Below are 20874 nucleotides of genomic sequence, written 5' to 3'. Positions count from 1 at the left end.
TAAACATGAAAAAACAACTAGCCAGATTATCAGCAGCGTTTTTGTTCTCACTTGTAATTTGGTCGTGTAACCAAAGTGACCCGGATCCGAAAGGCGATTACATCAGGGGTGTCTTTGTGATCAATGAAGGCAATTTTTCTCAAAATAACGGTACGATTTCCTTTTTGACCAGAGAACAAAATACTGCGGAAGCCGATATTTTCACAAAGGTAAATGGTACCGGACTCAAAGGCGGCGTGCAGGGATATGCGGTTTCGGGTGATCTGGGGCTGATTTTGGTCGACAATTCGGCGGCGGGACTAGACAAGATCGAGTTTGTGGATGCCAATACATTTACCAGCACAGGCAGCATCGGCTCGCCGGACATTGAAAATCCACGGGAAATTGTGGTAGCAGGCGCAGGCAAAGCTTATGTTTCCTGCTGGGGAACCAACGCGGATTACACTTACAAAACCGGCTACATTGCCGTAATTGATTTGTCCACGAAAAAGGTAATCAAGAAAATCGACATTGCGTCCGGGCCTGAGAACCTGGTATATAGCAATGGTAAACTTTACGTAGGAACTGTTTCTTACGGCGGTGGAAAATCGCTGACGGTAATCAACACCAGTACCGATGTAGTGGACAAGACGGTTGCCCTGGATGGTGCTGTGACGCCGATCGGTATCGATGCAAATGGAAAACTTTGGACGGGTGCAGGCTTGAAAGCCGTGCGGATGAATGCTGAAACTTATGCGGTAGAAGCCTCCATGCCGATCGGTACCGATGCTTCCAAATCAGCCGGAAATTTCGTTTTCAGTGGCGATTTGAAAACCATTTTCTTTATCCTGTCATACTCCGATGTCAACTATGTGACGCACGGTGAAACCTACAACTTTGCCGTGACCGACGCTCAGATCAATGTTACTACGCCGGTTATCAAACGTGTTTTCTCAGGGTTGGCGGTTGATCCTTCGCAGGGCTTGATCTACGCCGGGGTTACACCTTCGTATGCGCAGGCGGGTTATGCACTGCGCTACCGCGCCGACGGAACATTGGTAGATTCCATCAAAGTAGGCGTTGCTCCTACCGGTTTTGTTTTCAAATGAAAATGAGCTTTTTATAAAAAAAGGCCTCCCGAGTGTTCAGGAGGCCTTTTTTTATTTTCTTATCACTTGAAAAACCCTTGCGGGTCAGGCATTTTCGCTTTGAGTAACTCGACAAAATCGAGGTTCAAGCCCGAGAAATCCAGGTTTCTGCCCTTATGCAAATGTTCCCAGGACTTATCCAGCTCATTCAAATTATAATGTAAAAGAGCCAGATTATATTGTCCCAATGCGTAGCTCGAATCGATGGCGGTAGCATGTTTCAGCAACTCGCCGGCTTCGTCTAACTCTTCTTTCCGGCTGGTAATCGCATATAATTTCAGGTCGACTGTCGAAAGATCCACAAGCAGCGGAACATTGTCGGCTGCGAGGTTCACACCTTTGCTCAACATTCTTTTGGCGTCCACCCAGTTCTCGCGCTGGTAAGATACCACGCCTAAGCCCCAGTATGCCTCCACATTCTTATCATTCAGCAGCTGGGCAAGATTAAATCGGTAGCAGGCCGTATCCAGCGAGCCTTCCTGTAAATATTCCCAGGCGCGTGTAGCGAAAAAGGTACTGGCTTCGGTGCGGGTAGTGAAAGACTTGTCACATTCACTCAGAAATTTGATCTCTTCGTCGATCTGCTCGGAGGTTTTGCTGATCTCTCCAAACAGGGGAAGTACGCGTCTTTCTTTGAGTTCGAGGGGCTTTTTTGTAGAAACGTTTGTATCCGAGTTTGGACCGGCGCTCGCAAGATGAGTGTTCTGAGCCAGGCCAATTGCAGGTATTAAAATAGCAATCCAAACAGCAACAAAATCTTTCATAATTGACTTAAAATAGAGAAACAGGTTTTCTATTGTCCAAGTTAAACGGATTTCTCCAAATAGTATTGCATTATTTCCGTTTACTTCTGCCGTGCCCGTTCCGGCGGTTTTGGTTACCTTTTGCAGCCGTCCTGGCCGCTGGCCGGTATACCTTTTTCTTCTCGTGAAACGCCCCCAGAAACTCAGGATTCTCCTTCCTTTTCTGGTTGTCAATTTCTTTTAACATATCCTGGCGCTCGGTAAATGGTGTCGCCGCAATCTCTACATCGTCGGGCAGTTCCAGCCTGGGAATCTCCATCCGGATCATATTTTCGATCTTCGCAATGTGGTATTCGTCCGCGACGGTCATGAATGTGATGGCCTCGCCAATGTTGTTTGCCCGGCCGGTCCGGCCGATCCGGTGCACGTAATCTTCATAAATCAGCGGTACATCAAAGTTGATCACGTGGCTTACTTCCGTGATGTCGATACCCCGCGCCACCACGTCCGTAGCTACCATTACCCGGATATCGCCGGCCCGAAATGCTTCCATCGCGTTGATCCGCGTGTTCTGGCCTTTGTTGGCATGGATCACCCGCAGCTCGTCCTCACGGACTACCCTATCCAGCAAATTTTGATGTACCAGCCCAGCTACCTCCCGGCTTCTGGTAAAAATCAGGACGCGTTTGAATGTTTCCCGGTCTTTCAAAAGCGCAGTCAGCAGATTCATCTTCGTCCTGAAATTGGGGACTTCGTATAAGGATTGCGAAACCATTTCGGCGGTCGTCGCCTGCGGAGTGACTTCAATGCGGGTTGGGAATTCGAGAAATTCATGTGAGAGCCTTTCTACTTTTTCGGAGAAGGTGGCGGAGAAAAGCATGTTCTGCCTTTTTCTTGGAATAATTTCGAGCAGCTTGCGGATCTGCGGCATAAAACCCATATCCATCATTTTATCCGCCTCGTCCAGGATCATCACATTTAAATGCTTGACAATGACCTCTTCCTGAAAATAAAGGTCCATAAATCGTCCCGGGGTCGCAACGATAATGTCTACTCCTTTCCGGATTGATTCGATCTGCGTTTTTGGCCCGACGCCGCCGTAAAGTACCACGGTCCGGATGTCGGTATGCTTGCTGAGCTGGGTAACCGCTTCGGCAATCTGCATGGCCAGCTCGCGGGTTGGCGCCAAAATCAATGCCCTGGGATGCTCTCCCTGGGCATATTTGATCCGCATTAATAAGGGTAAAGTGTAGGCGGCGGTTTTGCCGGTACCTGTTTGTGCAATGCCTAAAATGTCCTGTCCTGCCAGCGCCAGCGGGATCGCCTGCTCCTGGATCGGGGTGGGTTCTGTGTAGCCGGCGTCTTCAATGGCATTGAGTAACTGCCGGTTAAGCTTAAACTGTTCGAATTTGTTTTGCGTGATCTGCATCCCGCAAAGGTACGAAAACTAGTACGGAAGCCCATTCTTACAGCTAAACTACCTCATCGACCATCTCCGCCGAACCGATATATACCGGTGAACGCTGGTGAAAAGAATCAGGAATAATGTCCAGAATGCTCCCAAAACCGTCAGTCGCCTTGCCGCCCGATTTTTCCGCGATGAATGCCAGAGGATAACATTCATAAAGCAATCTTAACTTTCCTTTGGGATCTTTTTTGGTTGACGGATAAAGGTATATGCCGCCTTTTAAAAGGTTTCGATGAAAATCCCCCACCAGCGAACCAATGTACCTCGCACTGAAATTCATGGCTTTACATTTCGTAATGTAGGTTTTTACAAAATCGGGGTAGCTGTTATAATGTCCCTCATTGACAGAATAAATGCTGCCGCGGACGGGCGAGCAAATGTTTTTATGTGATAAAATAAATTCACCCAGCGAATGATCAAATGTAAAACCATTCACCCCGTCGCCGGTTGAATACACGAGCATGGTTGACGAACCATATAATATGTACCCAGCCGCCACCTGCTTTCTGCCGCCCTGCAAAAAATCCGCCATCGTAGCTGGCTCGTTGATCGGGGTAATGCGACGGTATATCGAAAAGATCGTCCCGATCGACACATTCACATCAATGTTGGAGGAGCCGTCGGGCGGGTCCATCGCTACTACATATTTGCCGTGGTTGTTGCCTGTGTGTATAATGTCCTCGTCTTCTTCCGAAAGTATCGCACAAACCTCGCCGCCATTTTTCAAAGCCCTGATGAAGCGAATGTTGGCCACAATGTCCAGCTTCTGCTGATTTTCGCCCTGCACATTTTCGGTACCATTTCCACCGGCAATGTCTACCAGCCCCGCGCGGTTAATTTCGCGGTTGATGATCTTTCCGGCAAGTGCAATGTCACGCAGAAGCTGCGAGAGCTCTCCCGTGGCGTAGGGAAACGCGCTCTGGCTGTGCATAATAAAACGGTCGAGCGTTACGCCTACGGGTAATGCAAGTTCCTGAGCTGTCTTGGTGTTCATGGGCGCTGAGATTGTGTTCGAAAAGTGAAATTTAACTCTTCATTAAATACAATTCCAAGTCTTTGGCCCAATTAAAATTTTTTAAAAAAGAATATAATTTTATCTCAACTAAATAATTGTTTTATCCTAAGGGTGAGTATGTTATGTAATCGTCACTTGTATTTTTTGAGTTTTATCAAAAGCAAAAAAACAAAAACAGCACAGGATAGTTTCCCGTGCTGTTCTGTTTATATGTCAGCTATTTTGACTAACCCAATCTTGCGAGTGCCTCCTTCAAAACACCGATCCGCGCCTCGGCGTCGGCTTGTTTCTGACGCTCTTTTTCCACTACATCACCCTTCGCATTTTGTACAAAACGTTCGTTGGAAAGCTTTTTCAAAACGGAATCCAGAAAGCCCTGGGTATAAGCCAGCTCTTTTTCCAGATTCTCTTTTTCGGATTCAACATCCAGCTCATCGGCGAGGTTGATGAAAAACTCATCCGATTTCACGCGGAATGATGTCCCCTCTCCTTCCTCCGTCACGTAGCGGATCGCTTCCACATTCGCCAGCTTGATGATCAATGTTTCCAGACTTTCGTAGCGCTCTCTTGAATCCGTGCGGATCGCGAGCGGTAACGTTGTCTTTGGACTGATACCTTTTGAATTCCGCAGATTCCGGATCGACGAAATCAGCTCAAAAAGAATGTCAAAATCATTCAAAAGTGCCTGATCACTCTCTCCTGCCTGCGGAAAATGTGCGATACAAATAGAGTCATTTGCCTCACGCTCAATGATATTTTGCCAGATTTCCTCCGAAATAAATGGCATAAAAGGATGCAGCAGACGCATTTGCCGGTCGAAGAAATCCAATGTGGAATCATACGTATTCAGATCGATCGGCTGCTCGAAACCTGGCTTGAGCATTTCAAGATACTGCGCACAGAAATCGTCCCAGATCAGCTTGTACACCGAATTTAATGCGTCCGAAATGCGGAATTTGGAAAAATGATCATGTACCTCGGCCAATGTCTGGTTCAGCTTGCTTTCAAACCACTGGATCGCCAAAGCAGAACTATCCGGCTGTGGAATCTCGCTATCGACCGTCCAGCCTTTCACCAGACGAAACGCGTTCCATATTTTATTACCAAAATTCCTGCCCTGCTCCACGAGCTTATCATCGTAAGGCAAATCGTTTCCAGCCTGCGAGCTGAAAAGCATTCCGGTGCGAATGCTATCCGCGCCGTACTGGTCAATCAAATCAATCGGATCAGGCGAGTTACCCAGCGATTTTGACATTTTCCGGCCCAGCTTATCGCGGACAATTCCGGTCAGATATACATTTTTGAAAGGATAAGTACCTTTATATTCATACCCGGCAATGATCATCCGCGCCACCCAGAAAAACAGGATTTCAGGGGCCGTCACCAGATCATTGGTAGGATAGTAATAATTAATGTCTTCGTTATCAGGATCTTTGATACCATTAAAAACCGAAATCGGCCACAGCCAGGACGAAAACCAGGTATCCAGCACGTCGGGATCCTGGGTAATGTCCTCTTCGGTCAGTGCAAAAAGCTGGTACTCGTGCTGCGCCTTCCGCAAAGCCTCTCTCTTTGATTTCGCCACAATCATCGTCCCGTCTTTCAGATAATAAGCCGGGATGCGATGGCCCCACCAAAGCTGGCGACTAATGTTCCAGTCGTGCACATTCTCCATCCAGTGCCGGTAGGTATTCTTGAATTTCGGGGGCAGCAGCTGCACGGTATCATTCATCACATTTTCAAGGGCTGGCTTACTGATCTTCTCCATTTTCAAAAACCACTGCTCCGAAAGCCGTGGCTCGATCACCGAATTCGTCCGCTCCGAATGTCCCACATTGGATTTATATTCCTCGGTTTTCACCAGGTTACCCGATTCTTCCAGCAACTTGATGATTTTTTTACGGGCAACAAATCGGTCTTCACCCACCAGAATCTGCGCCTTTTCATTTAATGTACCGTCTTCATTGAGCAGGTCAATAATCGGCAAATCGTGTCTTTTGCCCAGCACATAATCATTGTTATCGTGCGCCGGGGTCACTTTCAGACAGCCGGTACCGAATTCCATTTCCACATATTCGTCGGCAATGATCGGTATTGTGCGGTCGATCAGCGGGATAGCGACCCGGCGGCCGATCAAATGCTGGTAACGCTCGTCATTTGGATTAATGCAAATTGCCACATCGGCCATGATGGTTTCCGGGCGGGTAGTGGCAATGATCATTCCCTCATCCGTCAGCGCCTCGCCGATTTCGTCCACCAAAGGATATTTCAGGTAAACCAGCTTCTGGTTCACCTCTTTCATAATAACCTCCTCATCCGAAACCGTCGTCCGCGCCTGCGGATCCCAGTTGACCATGCGGTGGCCGCGGTAAATTTCTCCTTTATTATATAAGTCAATAAATACGTCGATCACCGAATCATATAAGTCCGGCTCCATCGTGAAGCGGGTGCGGTCCCAGTCGCAGGAGGCTCCGAGCTTGCGGAGTTGTTTGAGGATAATGCCGCCGTATTTGTGCGTCCACTCCCAGCAATATTCCAGAAATTCGTCGCGGGTGAGGTCTCTTTTATTGATGCCGCGCTCTTTGAGCATCGCCACCACTTTGGCTTCCGTGGCAATCGAGGCGTGGTCGGTACCGGGTACCCAGCAAGCTTCTTTACCTTCCATGCGCGCCTTGCGGATGAGGATATCCTGGATCGTGTTATTGAGCATGTGCCCCATGTGCAGCACGCCCGTCACATTCGGCGGGGGGATTACAATGGTGTAGGGTTCCTTGTCAGGATTGGGTTTCGACTGGAAGAATTTGTTATCAATCCAATAAGAATACCATTTATCCTCGATCTCCTGAGGCGCATATGTTTTGGAAATCATTGTCGTAAGAAATTTGCTAGAACCGGTTTCCGGTCATCCTAAAAAGACGGCAAGTTAGGATTTGCAGCCGAAATTTCTAAACGAATTGTTCCTCTTTGCGGAGCGGCAGCCACACGGTAAATGTGCTTCCTTCGCCCGCTTTGCTATGTACGGTGACGGTTCCCTGATGCGCTTCGACCATTTTTTTCACATAACTTAATCCCAGCCCGAAACCTTTCACATCATGCACATTGCCGGTCGGTACGCGGTAGAAGGTGTCGAAAATCCGCTGTTGCTGCTCGCGGTTCATGCCGATACCTTTGTCGGCGATGGAGATGGCGATACCGTTGTTTTCATTATAAGTGCGGATGGCTAGGTGCAGCTTTTCGGGCGAGTATTTGATCGCATTATCGATCAAATTGTTCAGAATGTTTGAAATGTGAACTTCATCGGCGGAGACAATTTCATCGGTAGCTTCAAAATCCAGGTCCACTTCACCCTCTTTTTGCTCGATTTGCACACTTAACCCATTCAAAGCCTTGCCGATCAGATCGTGAATGTCGGCGTCGCTGAGCTTTAACTTGACGTGACCTTTGTCCAGCAAGGCCATTTGAAGCACTTTTTCGACGTGCGTCCCCAGCCTTCTGTTTTCCTCCCGGATAATGCCCAGGTAGCGATTGAGCCTGGTTCCATAATTTACATGCTCCGATGAAGCCGAATTTTCCTGCGCCATTTCCGCTGCCAATGCAATGGTAGAAATCGGCGTTTTGAATTCGTGGGTCATGTTATTGATGAAGTCATTTTTAATGTCCGACAATTTTTTCTGACGCAAAATGGTGGTTACCGCCATATAAAAGCAAGCCATAATCACGACGATCAAAATGCCTGAGCCGCCAAACATTACACCCATGTTGCTAAGGATATAGCGCTGCTGGTCAGGGAAATACACGTAAAGTGCATTCTGTGCATTCACTGTTTCATTAGGAAAAAGGGAGGCTTTGTATGACCTTTCTTCCCAGTCGCGCGCGCGAAGACTGACTGTCGAGAAAATCATGCTGTCTTCATTCTGGCCTCTGACGGCAAATTCGTAGGAAAGCGAAATGCCGTTTTGGATGAGTTCTTTTCTTAATAATGTATCCAGTAAAAATCGGTTAACCCGCTGCTCGATAGGTCTTTTGGTATAAATAAAATCCTTCATGACCTCTTTCAGCAACTCGGCGCGGTCGGGCTCGGCATGGATCATTTCGCGGTTACGCCGCGCACTTTTGTTTCTATTTATGTCCGCCACTTTTCGATTGGCCATGTTACCCGGAACAGAATCTGCCTTAAATGGTACGCCGTAGGATCCTGTCCTGGTTTTGGACTGCCCATCTACGCCTTTCATTGCATTACCGAGGCGTTTTTCTTCTTCGAGCCTGCGTCTCATAAATTCATCGATCCCGGCCGCGCCGTATTGCTGCGCCTGGAAAAATTCTTCCATGATTTGTTGCTGATGATCCACCATTACCCTGAAATTCGGGCTGAGTACGTCGGTAGGCACTGCTTCTGTAATGATCTGATAATGAATCTCTTCACCGTTCGGACCGATGGCAATTTCCATCCTCGGCTTGTAGGCCACGGCAGGTTCACGGGGAGTTTGCGTTTTGCGGGCAGCGACCCTTTTGAGAGGCATATCTCTCAACTGCGAGATCCGGTCGAGCTTGCTTTTTTGCTGCTCGGTTTCGATCCTTCTTTGGAGCAAATACATCATTTCCTGCTTTTCCAGGCGATGCACCACCTCCTGCACCGACTCCGAAACTTTATGATTGAACTGATCATTCCTGATCGCAATCGCCTCCCGGATCCAATACCATTGAAACCCAATCAGGCCGATCAGCGCCAGGCACATCAGGCCCACTATGATTTGAATTTTTCTTTTGGTCATAAATTTTGATTACCCATGCAACACCTCACCCTACAAAACCGACATTCTTGGCAATAACAAATTTAGCGCTTCCAATCCCGCACAATTTGTTTTTAACATTATTTAACAGCGGCCCGAAAAGCCTTCCAATAGTTTTGTAAATCGTTCACATATAACCGAATGTAACCTATGAAGACTGTTTTCTTAAAAAGATTAACCTGGTCGGTGCTACTGCTGGCAACACCCTGCCTGACCTATTCTGCCCATGCCCAAGCCGATAAGAAAGGTAAATCGGAGGATAAAAACGGAAAATCCAACATTCACATTGAGGTGAAGGAGGACGATAATGGAAAAGTTAAAAGCATCAGGAAGGATTATAAAGTAGATGCGATGTCGGACGATGAACGGGACAAATTTGTCGAAAAGGTGCTGGATTCGCTGGGTGTGGACAAAGGCAAAAAACAAAGCATTTCGATCATTGTGGACGATGACGAGGACGATACGGTCGCGAAGAAGAAAAGAAAAGTCATCATCGACCACCGCGACGACCGTGACCCGCTGGCTTTTCACTGGGACAATAATCTAAGCTATGATTTTGATTCTAAAAAATTCAAAAGCGGCGTACGGGAATTTGAAAGAGAATTCCGTCCCAAGGCGCGTGTTTTCATGAAAGACATGGAAAATTTTGGAAACCGCATGGGGGATGTTTGGGAACGTGAGGTAACCAAACCGGCCAGCGTACGCTCGCTGACAGCTTATTCCAACAATCCGGACAATGGTATTCTTAACCTGAGATTTGTGGTACCGGATAAAGGCGATGTTCGTATAGCTGTAACGGATACGAGAGGAAAAGAAGTCGGCGTGAAAGAAATCAAGGATTTTGAAGGTGAATTTGTCGGTCAGATCGAGCTTAAAAAGAATACGAAGGGAACATTATTCGTGACGGTTGTCCAGAATGAGGACGGCATGGTGAAGAGAATTGTGATCCCGTAACATTGAATTTTACATGCGTGATCCCCTCATTTAGAAGTAATGAGGGGATTTTTTATTTTCAAAAATTGGGATACAATTAGGCTGACATCTAGTAAGAATTGTAAATTTGCCCAAAATCACCTTCTACTGCGACATCAATTTCCATAGCTACGTATGCTGAATCTTGTACTATTTGGCCCTCCCGGCGCCGGGAAAGGTACCCAAAGTGAAAAAATTATTGCCAAATACAATTTAATCCACCTTTCGACCGGCGATCTTCTCCGCTCAGAAATTCAAGCAGGATCGGAATTGGGACTGAGGGCCAAAACATTGATGGATCAGGGCATTTTGGTGCCGGATGAAGTGGTGATCGGTATGATCGAAAACAAGCTGAAAGACCATCATGACGCCGCAGGATTCATTTTTGATGGTTTTCCAAGAACAGTAAAACAGTCGGAAGCGCTGGATGAGCTGCTGGCCCGCTACGACGAAAGCATTACTGTAATGATCGCATTGGTGGTGGATGATCAGGAATTATCGGCCCGCCTGCTCAATCGCGGTAAGACCTCTGGCCGTCCCGATGACCAGAATGAAGAGTTGATAAACAAAAGAATTCAGGAATATAATAACAAGACAAGGCCGGTGGCGGATTACTACCAGCAGCAGGGAAAATTTGTCGCGATCGACGGTATCGGCGAGATCGATTTTATTTTCGAAGAAATCACAAAAACCATTGCCCGCGTCAGCCAAGCCTGACCCGGACATTTTTCACTATACGACACATGGCTTCTTCCAACTTCATCGACTACGTTAAAATCAATGTGCGCTCCGGAGCAGGTGGGGCTGGTTCCCTGCATTTCCGGCGTGAAAAGCACGTTGAAAAAGGTGGTCCTGATGGCGGCGACGGCGGACGTGGCGGTCACGTGATCCTGAAAGGAAACAGCCAGCTCTGGACACTTCTGCATTTAAAATATACCAAACACGTCAAAGCTTTTGACGGAAAAGGCGGCGAGGGCGGCCGAAGAACCGGTGCAATCGGGAAAGACATTATTCTGGAAGTTCCGCTGGGCACGATTGCCAAGAATGCGGAGACCGGCGAAGAGCTTTTCGAAATCACTGAGGACGGCCAGGAAATGATCCTGCTCAAAGGCGGCCGCGGCGGAATGGGTAATGACCATTTTAAATCAGCTACCAACCAAACCCCACAACATGCACAGCCTGGCGAACCTGGTCTGGAAGAGTGGATCATCCTTGAACTAAAAGTACTGGCGGATGTAGGCTTGGTTGGATTCCCGAATGCAGGTAAGTCTACATTGCTATCCGTAGTATCTGCGGCAAAACCTGAAATAGCTGACTATCCATTTACTACGTTAGTCCCAAACCTTGGCGTAGTGTCTTACCGCGACTATAAATCATTTGTGATGGCCGACATTCCTGGTATCATCGAAGGTGCGTCGCAAGGCAAAGGATTAGGTTTGCGTTTCCTTCGCCACATTGAACGAAATTCCATTTTACTCTTCATGGTACCCGCTGATAGTGAGGACATTAAAGCTGAGTATCAAACCCTTCTACACGAACTTCAAGTTTACAATCCCGCGCTCCTCGAAAAAAATCGCATTCTGGCGATTTCAAAAATTGATTCCCTTTCTGACGCCGAACGTAGTATATTAGAACGTCAACTCCCTGAAAATGTTTCTACATTGTTCATTTCAGCAATAACTCAAGAAGGAATAGAACGATTAAAAGATTTGATATGGGAGTCGATCAATTTTCCGTTTTCGGTAGGCTAACATCGGTTCCCCGTATAATAATAATTTCTTGAAACAGGCAACCATTTGGTGCATATTGTGTGTCCGAGAAGTTACGTTAAAGCATATTTACTCACTATGAAACACTATCTACCATTTATACTTTGGGTAGGATTAAGCTTTTTTTCTTTCGAATCCATTGCGCAAATCAGCATAAGCTTTCCATCCGATCGTGCAGTGTTTCAGCGCGATAAAGGCAATCAGGCAACCCTATACATTGCAGGAAGCTACTCCCGGCCGGCAGACCGTATCGAAGCAAAATTGTCGGCAATGAATGGCGGCAGGGACGTTGATTGGACACCGATAGACACTAATCCACAGGGCGGTTTTTTTACTTCGAGTTTACCTAATGTGCAAGGCGGCTGGTACCGGCTCGAAGTCCGGGCAAAAAAAGGCGACCAGGTTGTAGGCAATTCTTCGTCTGTCGACCACGTGGGGATCGGGGAGGTTTTCATGGTTGCTGGTCAATCCAACGGTCAGGGATTTTATAATATGGGTGCCCCGGGAGCGTCTGACGATAGGGTTAATAGCATTGACCATAACAATATTATCTCTTCTGATAATCTTCCAAACTACCCCAGGTTCGCGCACGTCGACGGCGAATCGAATATTTCTCCAAGAGGACAATCAGCCTGGTGCTGGGGAAGACTTGGCGATCAGCTGGTTGCGAAACTGGGTGTGCCGGTATTGTTCTTCAACACGGCATGGACTGGCGCTGCGGTAAGGGCCTGGAAGGAAAGTATTAATGGCATTGCTTATTCTGTTTACGCACCCGTCCCTTTCGAACCATTTGGCATGCCTTATGGTAACATGCGGAATGTGATCCAAAAATATACGCCGGTTACTGGTCTGAGGGGAATTTTATGGTTACAAGGAGAGGCCGATAACTTTGCGAATACGGGTGCCGACAGCTATGCAAATGATCTGAGAACTGTTATCGAGGCAAGTCGGAATGAGTCTGGAAAAAACATTTCCTGGATGGTTTCTCTCACATCTTACGACAATCTGCACGGCACTGATTCCAGAGTCACAGATGGACAACAAAAAGTGATTAATTCGGTTTCCAACGTATTTCAGGGACCCAACACTGATTTAATTCAAATTCCCCGTATCGATGTTGAGGGTGTTCACTTTCAAAACGAAGGGCTTTCACAACTTGGGGACGCTTGGGCGCAGCAGTTGAATGACGATTTTTTTGCGAGGTCGGAGCCTTTTCAGGGCGTAAGTCCTTTAAAAGTTACGGCTAATTGTGCTGGAAACGGTAACCTTAATTTAAATGCCGATAATGCTGGCCTCGGCTCTTACAGCTGGAACACGGGGCAATCTTCTAATTCGATACAAGTTGGAAACGGCACCTATTCCGTTTCGGCTCGCGATGGCAGGGGTAACTACATTTTCTCGCCGGAAATACGGATTACAGAAAACATCCAGCCTTCCAAACCAATGATTACACTGGAAGGCAGCAACCCGGTTTGTCTGGGTAATACCGCAACATTGATTTCAAGTACTAATGATAATATTCGATGGAATAATGGGGCGACTAATGATCGGCTTCCTGTCACTACTGCCGGTGATTATTTTGTCACAACCAGAAATTCTTACGGCTGCGAATCGACCTCTGACAAGATCAGTATGAAAGTTTTCAATTCCCCACTGCCTGACAAACCCAAAATTACGGCATCGGGCGCGGTAACATTCTGTGACGGCGGCGAAGTAAAGCTAACATCGGATTCCAAAGTGGCGAGCGTGTGGTCGAGTGGAGAAAACGCGGCCAGCATTAATGTCAGATCGTCCGGAGAATATAAAGTTAAAGCATTGGATGATCTTGGCTGCTACTCACCAGATTCCGATCCTATCAATGTAAAAGTAAATGCCTTACCACAGAAACCTTTCATCTCAACCAGCGGTTCAACCGAATTCTGCGCCGGTGAAAGTGTAACATTGACTTCCAGTTTTGACACGGGAAACATTTGGAGTAACGCATCCGTAGACAAAGCGATTTCTGTCACGGCTACCGGAAAATTCACATTAAAGCAGCGTGATTCAAATGGCTGTGAATCAACATCCGACGAAGTTTCGGTAAAAGTAAACCCGCTTCCCCCAACCCCTGCTATCACCGCATTACGCCCTACGACTTTCTGTTTGCGGGATTACACCACATTGCAAAGCAGCGAGGCTTTTTCTTACACCTGGAGCAATGGTGAAACGGGACGCGAAGTAGAGATCCGGGCTTCCGGTAACTTCACGATATCTTCAAAAGATGAGCATGGCTGCGTTTCCCAGCCTTCTCCGGTGGTGCAGGTTGTTGTAAATCCTTTGCCTGTAAAACCTACCATCACAGCCGACGGCCCGATTGTTTTTTGTGCAGATCTAAGCGTCAATCTTCAGGCCTCAGCAGCCGCGGGTTTCCTTTGGAGCAACGGGGCGTCAACGCAGACCCTGAAAGTAACGAATGCTGGTACTTACTCTGTGCAGACCATCAATCAATTCCAATGTTACTCCGATCCTAGTAACCGAATCACGACGGAAACCCTGGCATTACCGCCGGCTCCAACTGTTCAGGCACTCAGCGCAACAACATTCTGCGATGGTGATACTGTGACTTTACTGGCGACAAAAGGGAATTTGTTTTTCTGGAATAATGGAGAGGAAGGCCCGACCGTAAAAATTGTCGAATCCGGCACTTATTCGGCGCGGGTGCAGGATACGAAGGGGTGTTATTCCCCTTATTCGAAAACAATTCCTGTTGAAGTAAAACCTTCCCCAAGCACACCCACCATACGGCAGATCGGAACATTCACTTTGCGTGCTGAAAACAATTTAAGCAGCGGCGAACACATGTGGAAATTCAATGATGTAGCGCTGACGGATACCGCGGCAGTGATTAAGGCTGTGCGTTCAGGTTCTTATGTTGTCAACAACACCATTATTTACAGCCCGACACTCACGTGCTACTCCGAATTCTCACAACCTTTCATGTTCGTGCTGGATACCAGCAATCCGGGTTTTGTAGCCTACCCGAACCCCAATCCAACCGGTAAATTGACCGTCGAAACCTTGCAGAATATCAACAACGCCGAAGTACAGATCATTGACAGTCGTGGTATAATCCACAGAATCTTCTATGTTAAGAAATTCGACAGCCAGCAGGTATTTAATCTCTCAGGACTTCCAAGTGGCATGTATGTTGTTCGTGTACACTCAGTTTCGTTCACTGCCTCACAAAAATTGTTCATTGTACAGTAGAAACAGGCACTTCAAACTCGCCAATCAAAAAAACCAAATAGTGCTATTTAAGCAAAATAATCTTTTACATTTGTGACTATTTTTCTCTAAGATCAAGCTCACTCAACAACTCAATCACGCAGAATATAAAAAACTTTACCCGTATCAGAATTACCAATGCGTTATAGAATTATTCTTCCGGTAGTGGCAAAGGCGCTGCTGTTGATATGTGCACTCTCTTCAACAGTATTTTCACAAATTCCACCAATAAAGATCACCTCACCTACTTTTCAGGCTGTTTATCAGCGAGACGTAATTGGCCAGCGGGAAATATCCGTATCCGGAACATTCAATGTTACGATGGATAAAATCGAGGTAAGGGCGGTTCCGGTAATCCAGGGCCAGGGAATTGATACGCCTTGGCAGACCTTACAAAGTGCACCAAAAGGTGGTGTGTTTACGGGAACTATTAAGCTTTATGGAGGCTGGTACACCATTGAAGTACGTGCACTTCTGGACGGAAAAATCGTGGGTCGTGATGTGCTCTCACGTGTTGGTGTCGGGGAGGTTTTTATTATCGCAGGCCAATCCAATGCGCAGGGTTTACGCGCTTATCCAGGCCCTTCGGCAGAAGATGACAGGGTTTTATATATTTCAAATTACAACAATGATACCCACGATTTCCTGACCGATCCGGTTCCACCTGCATTCGATAAAATCAATTCAAATCTTGGAATTATGTCTCCACGTGGACAGTCGGCCTGGTGCTGGGGTCTGCTGGGTGATATGCTGGTTCGGAAACTGAATGTTCCCGTTCTTTTTATCAATACTGCCTGGGAAGGGACGGCTATTGAAAACTGGTCGGCCAGTGCGCGGGGGGAAACGACAAAAAATAAATACGGAGGCTTCGTTTATCCTCCTCAAATGCCTTACGCCAACCTCAGAATCGCGGCAAGGAACTATGGAAACCAGTACGGCGTCCGCGCGATCCTGTGGATGCAGGGAGAAGCAGACGCACTTTTTAAAACGCCGACTGCTTTTTACAGAGACAATCTGCAATACATTATGAACAGGCTGGGCCTGGAAACGGGTGGTAAAAGGATCACGTGGGTAATTGCGAGAACTTCGCGTACTTCTGCCGGCTCCGACATTGCTTCAAGTATTAATCCTGCAATTGTTGCCGCTCAAAATGCCGTCTTGGAAACACCATTTAATCCAACATATCCCGGCCCGGAAACGGATCCGCTGGTTCCTGACCGCGGTGACGGTACGCACTTCGTAGGTAAATCGACTTCTGACACCGAGGGTACGCTGGCTGCGCTTAAAATCCTGGCAAATGCCTGGAACGAAACATTAGGAGCTGATTTCTTCTCGACTGTGCCACCGCTTTCACCAGCACCCGTACCGACAATCAGCGCGAATTGCGTGGCGGAAAACAATGCGGTGACCATTACTTTACCCACCGGATACAGCTCTTACGAATGGTCCACCGGGGAAAGAAGCAGTACCATCCGCGTATCATCAGCCGGAACCTACCGCGCGACGGTGAAAGATGATGCCGGCAACTCGATATTGTCTTCGGTAGTAGTTCTTGAAAACGACGCGAAGCCGGTAAAACCGACCATCGCGCAGCAAGGACAGCAGCAAGCATGTGCGGATTCTACTTTCCAGTTCTCGGTTTCGGATGGCAGCGACATTTACAGCTGGTACAAGGAAGGCTCCAACACGGCAATCGCCACAGGCGCGGCGGCCAGAATTGCTGAAAGCGGCAACTATTATGTAAAAGGCCAGAATGTCTTCGGCTGTATTTCCGAGAACTCCAATTCCTCTTCTTTAATTATCAGAGAAAAAATTTCGAAGCCTGTTATTGAAGCTTCCGGGCCATTTAGCATCACCGCCAAAATTGCAGAAACCGGATTGAACGAGGAGTATCTGTGGAGAAGACCTGATACGGAAACAGATACGATAGCCGACATTATCAAAATCCTGAAAAGTGGTGTTTATTCTACCAAAGCGAAAGTTGAGTTCAACCTGAATAACAATGTGCTGACCTGCTACTCTGACACAGTGGCGCATGAATTTAAAACCAATGAGGAAAACGAGGTAGTGATTTATCCTAACCCAAGTCAGGACACTTACGTGTACATCGAGTCGAGGGATAATATCAAAAATGCCCAGATCACTTTGTTCGATATTTTCGGAAGGGTTGTGAGCACCAGTTCAACCGCTTTACTGGACAGCCGCTTACAGATCAATGTGGGTACGCTTTCTACCGGCAAGTACATTATCCGTGTCACCGGCGAGGGACAGAGCCTCACCAAGCAAATTATAATACGATAAACATTATTTCTTCTTTATATACTAAATAAGCCTCGGAAATCCGGGGCTTATTTAGTATGATCCTAATTAAACAAAAGAAAAAGTAAAGAATTTGATTGATAAATTTGCAAAGGCTAATTTTGAGATACGGGAAAGAATGTGCCCGTAGACTACTTTTACACGCACGCTTCACCAGATCTTACCAGCGTATAAGTCAATGAAAAACACTTATCTTCCTTCCGATTACCTGCCAATTTTAGTTCAATTTCTGCTGGCTGCCGGGTTTATCGGCGGTACCATGATCGTGACCCACCTCATCGGGCCAAGCAGAAAAAGCAAGCTGAAAGACGATCCATTTGAATGTGGTATTGAGTCTGTCGGAGATGCCCGGACACCGATTTCTGTTAAGTACTTTCTCGTAGCCATTTTATTCGTGCTTTTCGACGTCGAAGTAATTTTCATGTATCCCTGGGCTGTAAATTTTAAAGGCTTAGGAATGTTTGGCTTTGTTGAAATGTTATTGTTTATGGCGCTGCTACTTTCCGGCTTTTATTACGTCATCCGCAAGGGAGTGCTCAACTGGGAAGAGTAGGCTTTAACATTGAAACACGGAAAAATTATGAAAGAAGTAACGATTGTGGAGGCCCCGAAAGGGCATAGCGGATCTGGTTTTTTTGCAACTTCATTTGACGAAGCGATAGGCCTGGCCCGCAGTTATTCATTGTGGCCGCTGCCTTTTGCCACTTCTTGTTGCGGTATCGAATTTATGGCAACAATGGGTGCGCATTATGATATTTCCCGCTTTGGCTCTGAACGCCCGAGCTTTTCCCCGCGCCAGGCTGATCTGCTGATGGTGATGGGAACCATCGCGAAAAAAATGGCGCCTGTTGTAAAACAGGTATACCTGCAAATGGCTGAGCCCCGCTGGGTAATGGCAGTAGGTGCCTGTGCATCCAGTGGTGGTATTTTTGATACTTACAGCGTTTTGCAGGGAATCGACAGAATTATCCCGGTTGACGTGTATGTACCAGGCTGCCCGCCAAGACCTGAGCAAATCATCGACGGTCTGATGCAAGTTCAGTATCTGGCACAAAATGAAAAATTGCGCCGCAGAAATACCGATGAGTATCAGGAATTATTAGCATCATATAATATTCAGTAACCCATTATGCTAACAAATCAGGAAGTCGCCGAGGCGCTTTTAGAGAAATTTGGCGATCAGGTTTTTGATTTTGAAGAACCTTTCGGGCTTCTTACACTTTCGACCACGCGGGAAGAAATTCTTTCTTTGATGGAATTTCTGCGCGACCATAAAACCTACCAGGTCATTTTCCTGACTGACCTCACCGGAATCCACTTCCCCGATGTACCGGGAAAAGAATTTATGGTGGTGTACCACATGCACAGCTTCATCCATAATTTCCGGATCAGGATAAAAGTGTCGCTTTCTGAGGCGGATTTGCACATTCCTACTGCTACCGGACTTTTTGCAAGTGCCAACTGGATGGAGCGCGAGACCTTTGATTTTTTCGGTATCCTGTTTGACGGTCACCCTAATCTGATCCGCATCCTGAATATTGAAGAGATGGATTACTTCCCGATGCGTAAAGAGTATGCAATGGAAGATGCCACACGTGAAGACAAAATTGACGCACTTTTTGGCCGATGATCTTATATTGAGTAACAATGGCAGATATTGAATTATTACCGCATAATGTTCCCTCGCAGGCCGAGTTACCCGAACTGGTTGAAGAACTGACCACCCTCAATCTCGGCCCTACACACCCTGCCACCCACGGTATTTTCCAGAACATCCTGAAAATGGATGGGGAAAAAATCGTTTCAGGCGAACAAACCATCGGATATATACACCGTGCTTTTGAAAAAATTGCTGAAAGACGGCCATTTTATCAGATCACGACCCTGACCGACCGCATGAATTACTGCTCCTCCCCGATCAATAACCTGGGATGGCACATGACGGTTGAAAAACTCCTGGGAGTGGAAGTTCCAAAACGCGCGCAGTACATCCGCGTGATCATGATGGAGCTTGCGCGTATCACCGACCACATCATTTGTAATAGTATCCTCGGCGTAGATACCGGCGCATTTACGGGCTTTTTGTACGTAATGCAAAAAAGAGAGGAAGTCTACGAAATTTACGAGGAAATGTGCGGCGCCAGACTTACCACGAATATGGGACGTCTCGGTGGCATGGAAAGGGATCTTTCTAATACCGCTATCCGTAAAATCCACGAGTTCATTAAATCTTTTCCACCGGTACTGAAAGAGCTTGAAAAACTGCTCAACCGTAACCGGATCTTCATGGACCGGACGATTAATGTGGGTTCTATTTCACTGGAACGAGCACTTTCTTACGGTTTTACTGGGCCTAACCTGCGTGCAGCCGGATTGGATTACGATGTACGGGTGATGAACCCATATTCTTCTTACGAAGATTTTGATTTCATTATTCCTGTCGGACAAAATGGCGATACATACGATCGGTACATGGTCCGTAATGAGGAAATGTGGCAGAGTTTGAAGATAGTAGAGCAGGCGATCAATAATTTACCGGAAGGTCCGTATTACGCTGATGCACCGGAATATTACTTACCTCCGAAACAAGAGGTTTACCGCAACATGGAAGCATTGATTTACCATTTCAAAATTGTGATGGGAGAAATTGATGCGCCGATCGGTGAAGTGTATCACGCTGTAGAAGGCGGAAATGGTGAATTGGGCTTTTACCTGATCAGCGATGGCGGCCGGGCTCCTTATCGCCTGCACTTCCGCAGACCAAGCTTTATTTATTATCAGGCCTATCCCGAAATGTGCAAGGGAAGCACATTATCTGATGCCATTTTAACGATGAGTAGCCTGAATGTTATCGCAGGCGAGCTTGACGCATAGCTTATTTTATAGATCATATCTAAGAAATGACGGAATCACCAAATCTGGTAGCGTTCACCCCAGAACGGCTTGAAAAAGTAAACGAAATTATTGCACGTTATCCGCAGGGCCGCCAAAAATCGGCTCTGTTGCCTGTTTTGCACGTGGCCCAGGAACAGTGGGGCTGGCTGAGCAGCGAAGTGATGGATTATGTTGCAGCAATCCTGAGCATTCAGCCTGTTGAAGTATACGAAGTTGCCAGTTTTTACACCATGTACCACCTTGATCCGGTGGGTAAGCATGTGATAGAATACTGCCGTACAGGACCTTGCTGCCTGATGGGCGGAGAAGATGTATATGGTTATCTGAAACAAAAACTGGGCGTCGGCGCGGGTGAAACTACGGCTGACGGACTGTTCACATTGAAAGAAGTTGAATGTCTGGCCGCTTGCGGCTGGGGGCCGGTTTTCCAGATTCGTGAGAAATATTACATGAACCTCACTAATGAGAAGGTCGACGAAATCATTGAAGATTTAAGTAAATAAGCCGTCAAG

General features: G+C 47.0%; 16 protein-coding genes. 11 read left to right on the top strand and 5 right to left on the bottom strand.

Features of this window, described 5'->3' with window-relative positions; translation table 11 throughout:
• The first annotated feature begins 5 nt into the window (after positions 1-5).
• Positions 6-1088: a DUF5074 domain-containing protein gene (locus tag FEN17_RS11955; protein WP_229208791.1), complete on the top strand. Its 1083-nt coding sequence runs from the start codon at positions 6-8 to the stop codon at positions 1086-1088.
• 62 nt (positions 1089-1150) lie between these two features.
• Here FEN17_RS11955 and FEN17_RS11950 read toward each other — a convergent pair whose 3' ends face one another.
• From FEN17_RS11950 to FEN17_RS11930, 5 genes are all read right to left on the bottom strand, one after another.
• On the bottom strand, positions 1151-1891 hold the full coding sequence (locus FEN17_RS11950; protein WP_229208790.1) for a tetratricopeptide repeat protein: 741 nt from the start codon (positions 1889-1891) through the stop codon (positions 1151-1153).
• Between the two features lie 70 nt (positions 1892-1961).
• Positions 1962-3299: a DEAD/DEAH box helicase gene (locus tag FEN17_RS11945; protein WP_138365593.1), complete on the bottom strand. Its 1338-nt coding sequence runs from the start codon at positions 3297-3299 to the stop codon at positions 1962-1964.
• Between the two features lie 43 nt (positions 3300-3342).
• Positions 3343-4332, bottom strand: coding sequence for a class 1 fructose-bisphosphatase (fbp, locus tag FEN17_RS11940; RefSeq protein WP_138365592.1), 990 nt, complete (start codon positions 4330-4332; stop codon positions 3343-3345).
• 247 nt (positions 4333-4579) lie between these two features.
• A complete protein-coding gene (locus FEN17_RS11935) occupies positions 4580-7222 on the bottom strand; it encodes a valine--tRNA ligase (RefSeq protein WP_138365591.1) in 2643 nt (880 codons plus the stop codon).
• 76 nt (positions 7223-7298) lie between these two features.
• Complete coding sequence (locus FEN17_RS11930; RefSeq protein WP_138365590.1) at positions 7299-9125, bottom strand: sensor histidine kinase; 1827 nt, start codon at positions 9123-9125, stop codon at positions 7299-7301.
• A gap of 168 nt (positions 9126-9293) precedes the next feature.
• On the opposite strand from FEN17_RS11930, the gene FEN17_RS11925 reads away from it, so the two are divergent.
• From FEN17_RS11925 to FEN17_RS11880, 10 genes are all read left to right on the top strand, one after another.
• Positions 9294-10097 (top strand): T9SS type A sorting domain-containing protein, encoded by an 804-nt coding sequence (locus FEN17_RS11925; protein WP_138365589.1) that lies wholly within the window; start codon positions 9294-9296, stop codon positions 10095-10097.
• A gap of 153 nt (positions 10098-10250) precedes the next feature.
• The gene (locus FEN17_RS11920; RefSeq protein WP_138365588.1) at positions 10251-10832 is read left to right on the top strand and encodes an adenylate kinase; all 582 of its coding nucleotides are present in this window, start codon (positions 10251-10253) and stop codon (positions 10830-10832) included.
• A gap of 26 nt (positions 10833-10858) precedes the next feature.
• Positions 10859-11866, top strand: coding sequence for a GTPase ObgE (obgE, locus tag FEN17_RS11915; RefSeq protein ID WP_138365587.1), 1008 nt, complete (start codon positions 10859-10861; stop codon positions 11864-11866).
• A 96-nt stretch (positions 11867-11962) separates the two neighbouring features.
• Complete coding sequence (locus tag FEN17_RS11910) at positions 11963-15130, top strand: sialate O-acetylesterase (protein ID WP_138365586.1); 3168 nt, start codon at positions 11963-11965, stop codon at positions 15128-15130.
• Between the two features lie 156 nt (positions 15131-15286).
• Complete coding sequence (locus FEN17_RS11905) at positions 15287-17449, top strand: T9SS type A sorting domain-containing protein (RefSeq protein WP_138365585.1); 2163 nt, start codon at positions 15287-15289, stop codon at positions 17447-17449.
• A 196-nt stretch (positions 17450-17645) separates the two neighbouring features.
• Positions 17646-18020 (top strand): NADH-quinone oxidoreductase subunit A, encoded by a 375-nt coding sequence (locus FEN17_RS11900; protein ID WP_138365584.1) that lies wholly within the window; start codon positions 17646-17648, stop codon positions 18018-18020.
• Between the two features lie 27 nt (positions 18021-18047).
• Complete coding sequence (locus FEN17_RS11895) at positions 18048-18590, top strand: NADH-quinone oxidoreductase subunit B (protein WP_138365583.1); 543 nt, start codon at positions 18048-18050, stop codon at positions 18588-18590.
• Between the two features lie 6 nt (positions 18591-18596).
• Entirely contained in the window at positions 18597-19097 is a 501-nt protein-coding gene (locus FEN17_RS11890) for an NADH-quinone oxidoreductase subunit C (RefSeq protein WP_138365582.1), read from the top strand.
• Between the two features lie 17 nt (positions 19098-19114).
• Positions 19115-20341, top strand: coding sequence for an NADH dehydrogenase (quinone) subunit D (nuoD, locus tag FEN17_RS11885; RefSeq protein ID WP_138365581.1), 1227 nt, complete (start codon positions 19115-19117; stop codon positions 20339-20341).
• Positions 20342-20367: 26 nt separating this feature from the next.
• Complete coding sequence (locus FEN17_RS11880) at positions 20368-20865, top strand: NADH-quinone oxidoreductase subunit NuoE family protein (protein WP_138365580.1); 498 nt, start codon at positions 20368-20370, stop codon at positions 20863-20865.
• The last annotated feature ends 9 nt before the right edge of the window (positions 20866-20874 follow it).

It is taken from the genome of Dyadobacter luticola, assembly GCF_005860805.1.
In the GTDB taxonomy this organism is placed as follows: domain Bacteria; phylum Bacteroidota; class Bacteroidia; order Cytophagales; family Spirosomataceae; genus Dyadobacter; species Dyadobacter luticola.
Note: the sequence above shows the minus strand (reverse complement) of the source record. Positions and strands in the feature narration are given on the sequence as shown.

Excerpts from the sequence above, each read along its gene's own strand:
- FEN17_RS11955 (WP_229208791.1), top strand. The coding sequence starts at position 6 with ATGAAAAAACAACTAGCCAGATTATCAGCAGCGTTTTTGTTCTCACTT.
- FEN17_RS11950 (WP_229208790.1), bottom strand. The coding sequence starts at position 1,891 with ATGAAAGATTTTGTTGCTGTTTGGATTGCTATTTTAATACCTGCAATT.
- FEN17_RS11945 (WP_138365593.1), bottom strand. The coding sequence starts at position 3,299 with ATGCAGATCACGCAAAACAAATTCGAACAGTTTAAGCTTAACCGGCAG.
- fbp (WP_138365592.1), bottom strand. The coding sequence starts at position 4,332 with ATGAACACCAAGACAGCTCAGGAACTTGCATTACCCGTAGGCGTAACG.
- FEN17_RS11935 (WP_138365591.1), bottom strand. The coding sequence starts at position 7,222 with ATGATTTCCAAAACATATGCGCCTCAGGAGATCGAGGATAAATGGTAT.
- FEN17_RS11930 (WP_138365590.1), bottom strand. The coding sequence starts at position 9,125 with ATGACCAAAAGAAAAATTCAAATCATAGTGGGCCTGATGTGCCTGGCG.
- FEN17_RS11925 (WP_138365589.1), top strand. The coding sequence starts at position 9,294 with ATGAAGACTGTTTTCTTAAAAAGATTAACCTGGTCGGTGCTACTGCTG.
- FEN17_RS11920 (WP_138365588.1), top strand. The coding sequence starts at position 10,251 with ATGCTGAATCTTGTACTATTTGGCCCTCCCGGCGCCGGGAAAGGTACC.
- obgE (WP_138365587.1), top strand. The coding sequence starts at position 10,859 with ATGGCTTCTTCCAACTTCATCGACTACGTTAAAATCAATGTGCGCTCC.
- FEN17_RS11910 (WP_138365586.1), top strand. The coding sequence starts at position 11,963 with ATGAAACACTATCTACCATTTATACTTTGGGTAGGATTAAGCTTTTTT.
- FEN17_RS11905 (WP_138365585.1), top strand. The coding sequence starts at position 15,287 with ATGCGTTATAGAATTATTCTTCCGGTAGTGGCAAAGGCGCTGCTGTTG.
- FEN17_RS11900 (WP_138365584.1), top strand. The coding sequence starts at position 17,646 with ATGAAAAACACTTATCTTCCTTCCGATTACCTGCCAATTTTAGTTCAA.
- FEN17_RS11895 (WP_138365583.1), top strand. The coding sequence starts at position 18,048 with ATGAAAGAAGTAACGATTGTGGAGGCCCCGAAAGGGCATAGCGGATCT.
- FEN17_RS11890 (WP_138365582.1), top strand. The coding sequence starts at position 18,597 with ATGCTAACAAATCAGGAAGTCGCCGAGGCGCTTTTAGAGAAATTTGGC.
- nuoD (WP_138365581.1), top strand. The coding sequence starts at position 19,115 with ATGGCAGATATTGAATTATTACCGCATAATGTTCCCTCGCAGGCCGAG.
- FEN17_RS11880 (WP_138365580.1), top strand. The coding sequence starts at position 20,368 with ATGACGGAATCACCAAATCTGGTAGCGTTCACCCCAGAACGGCTTGAA.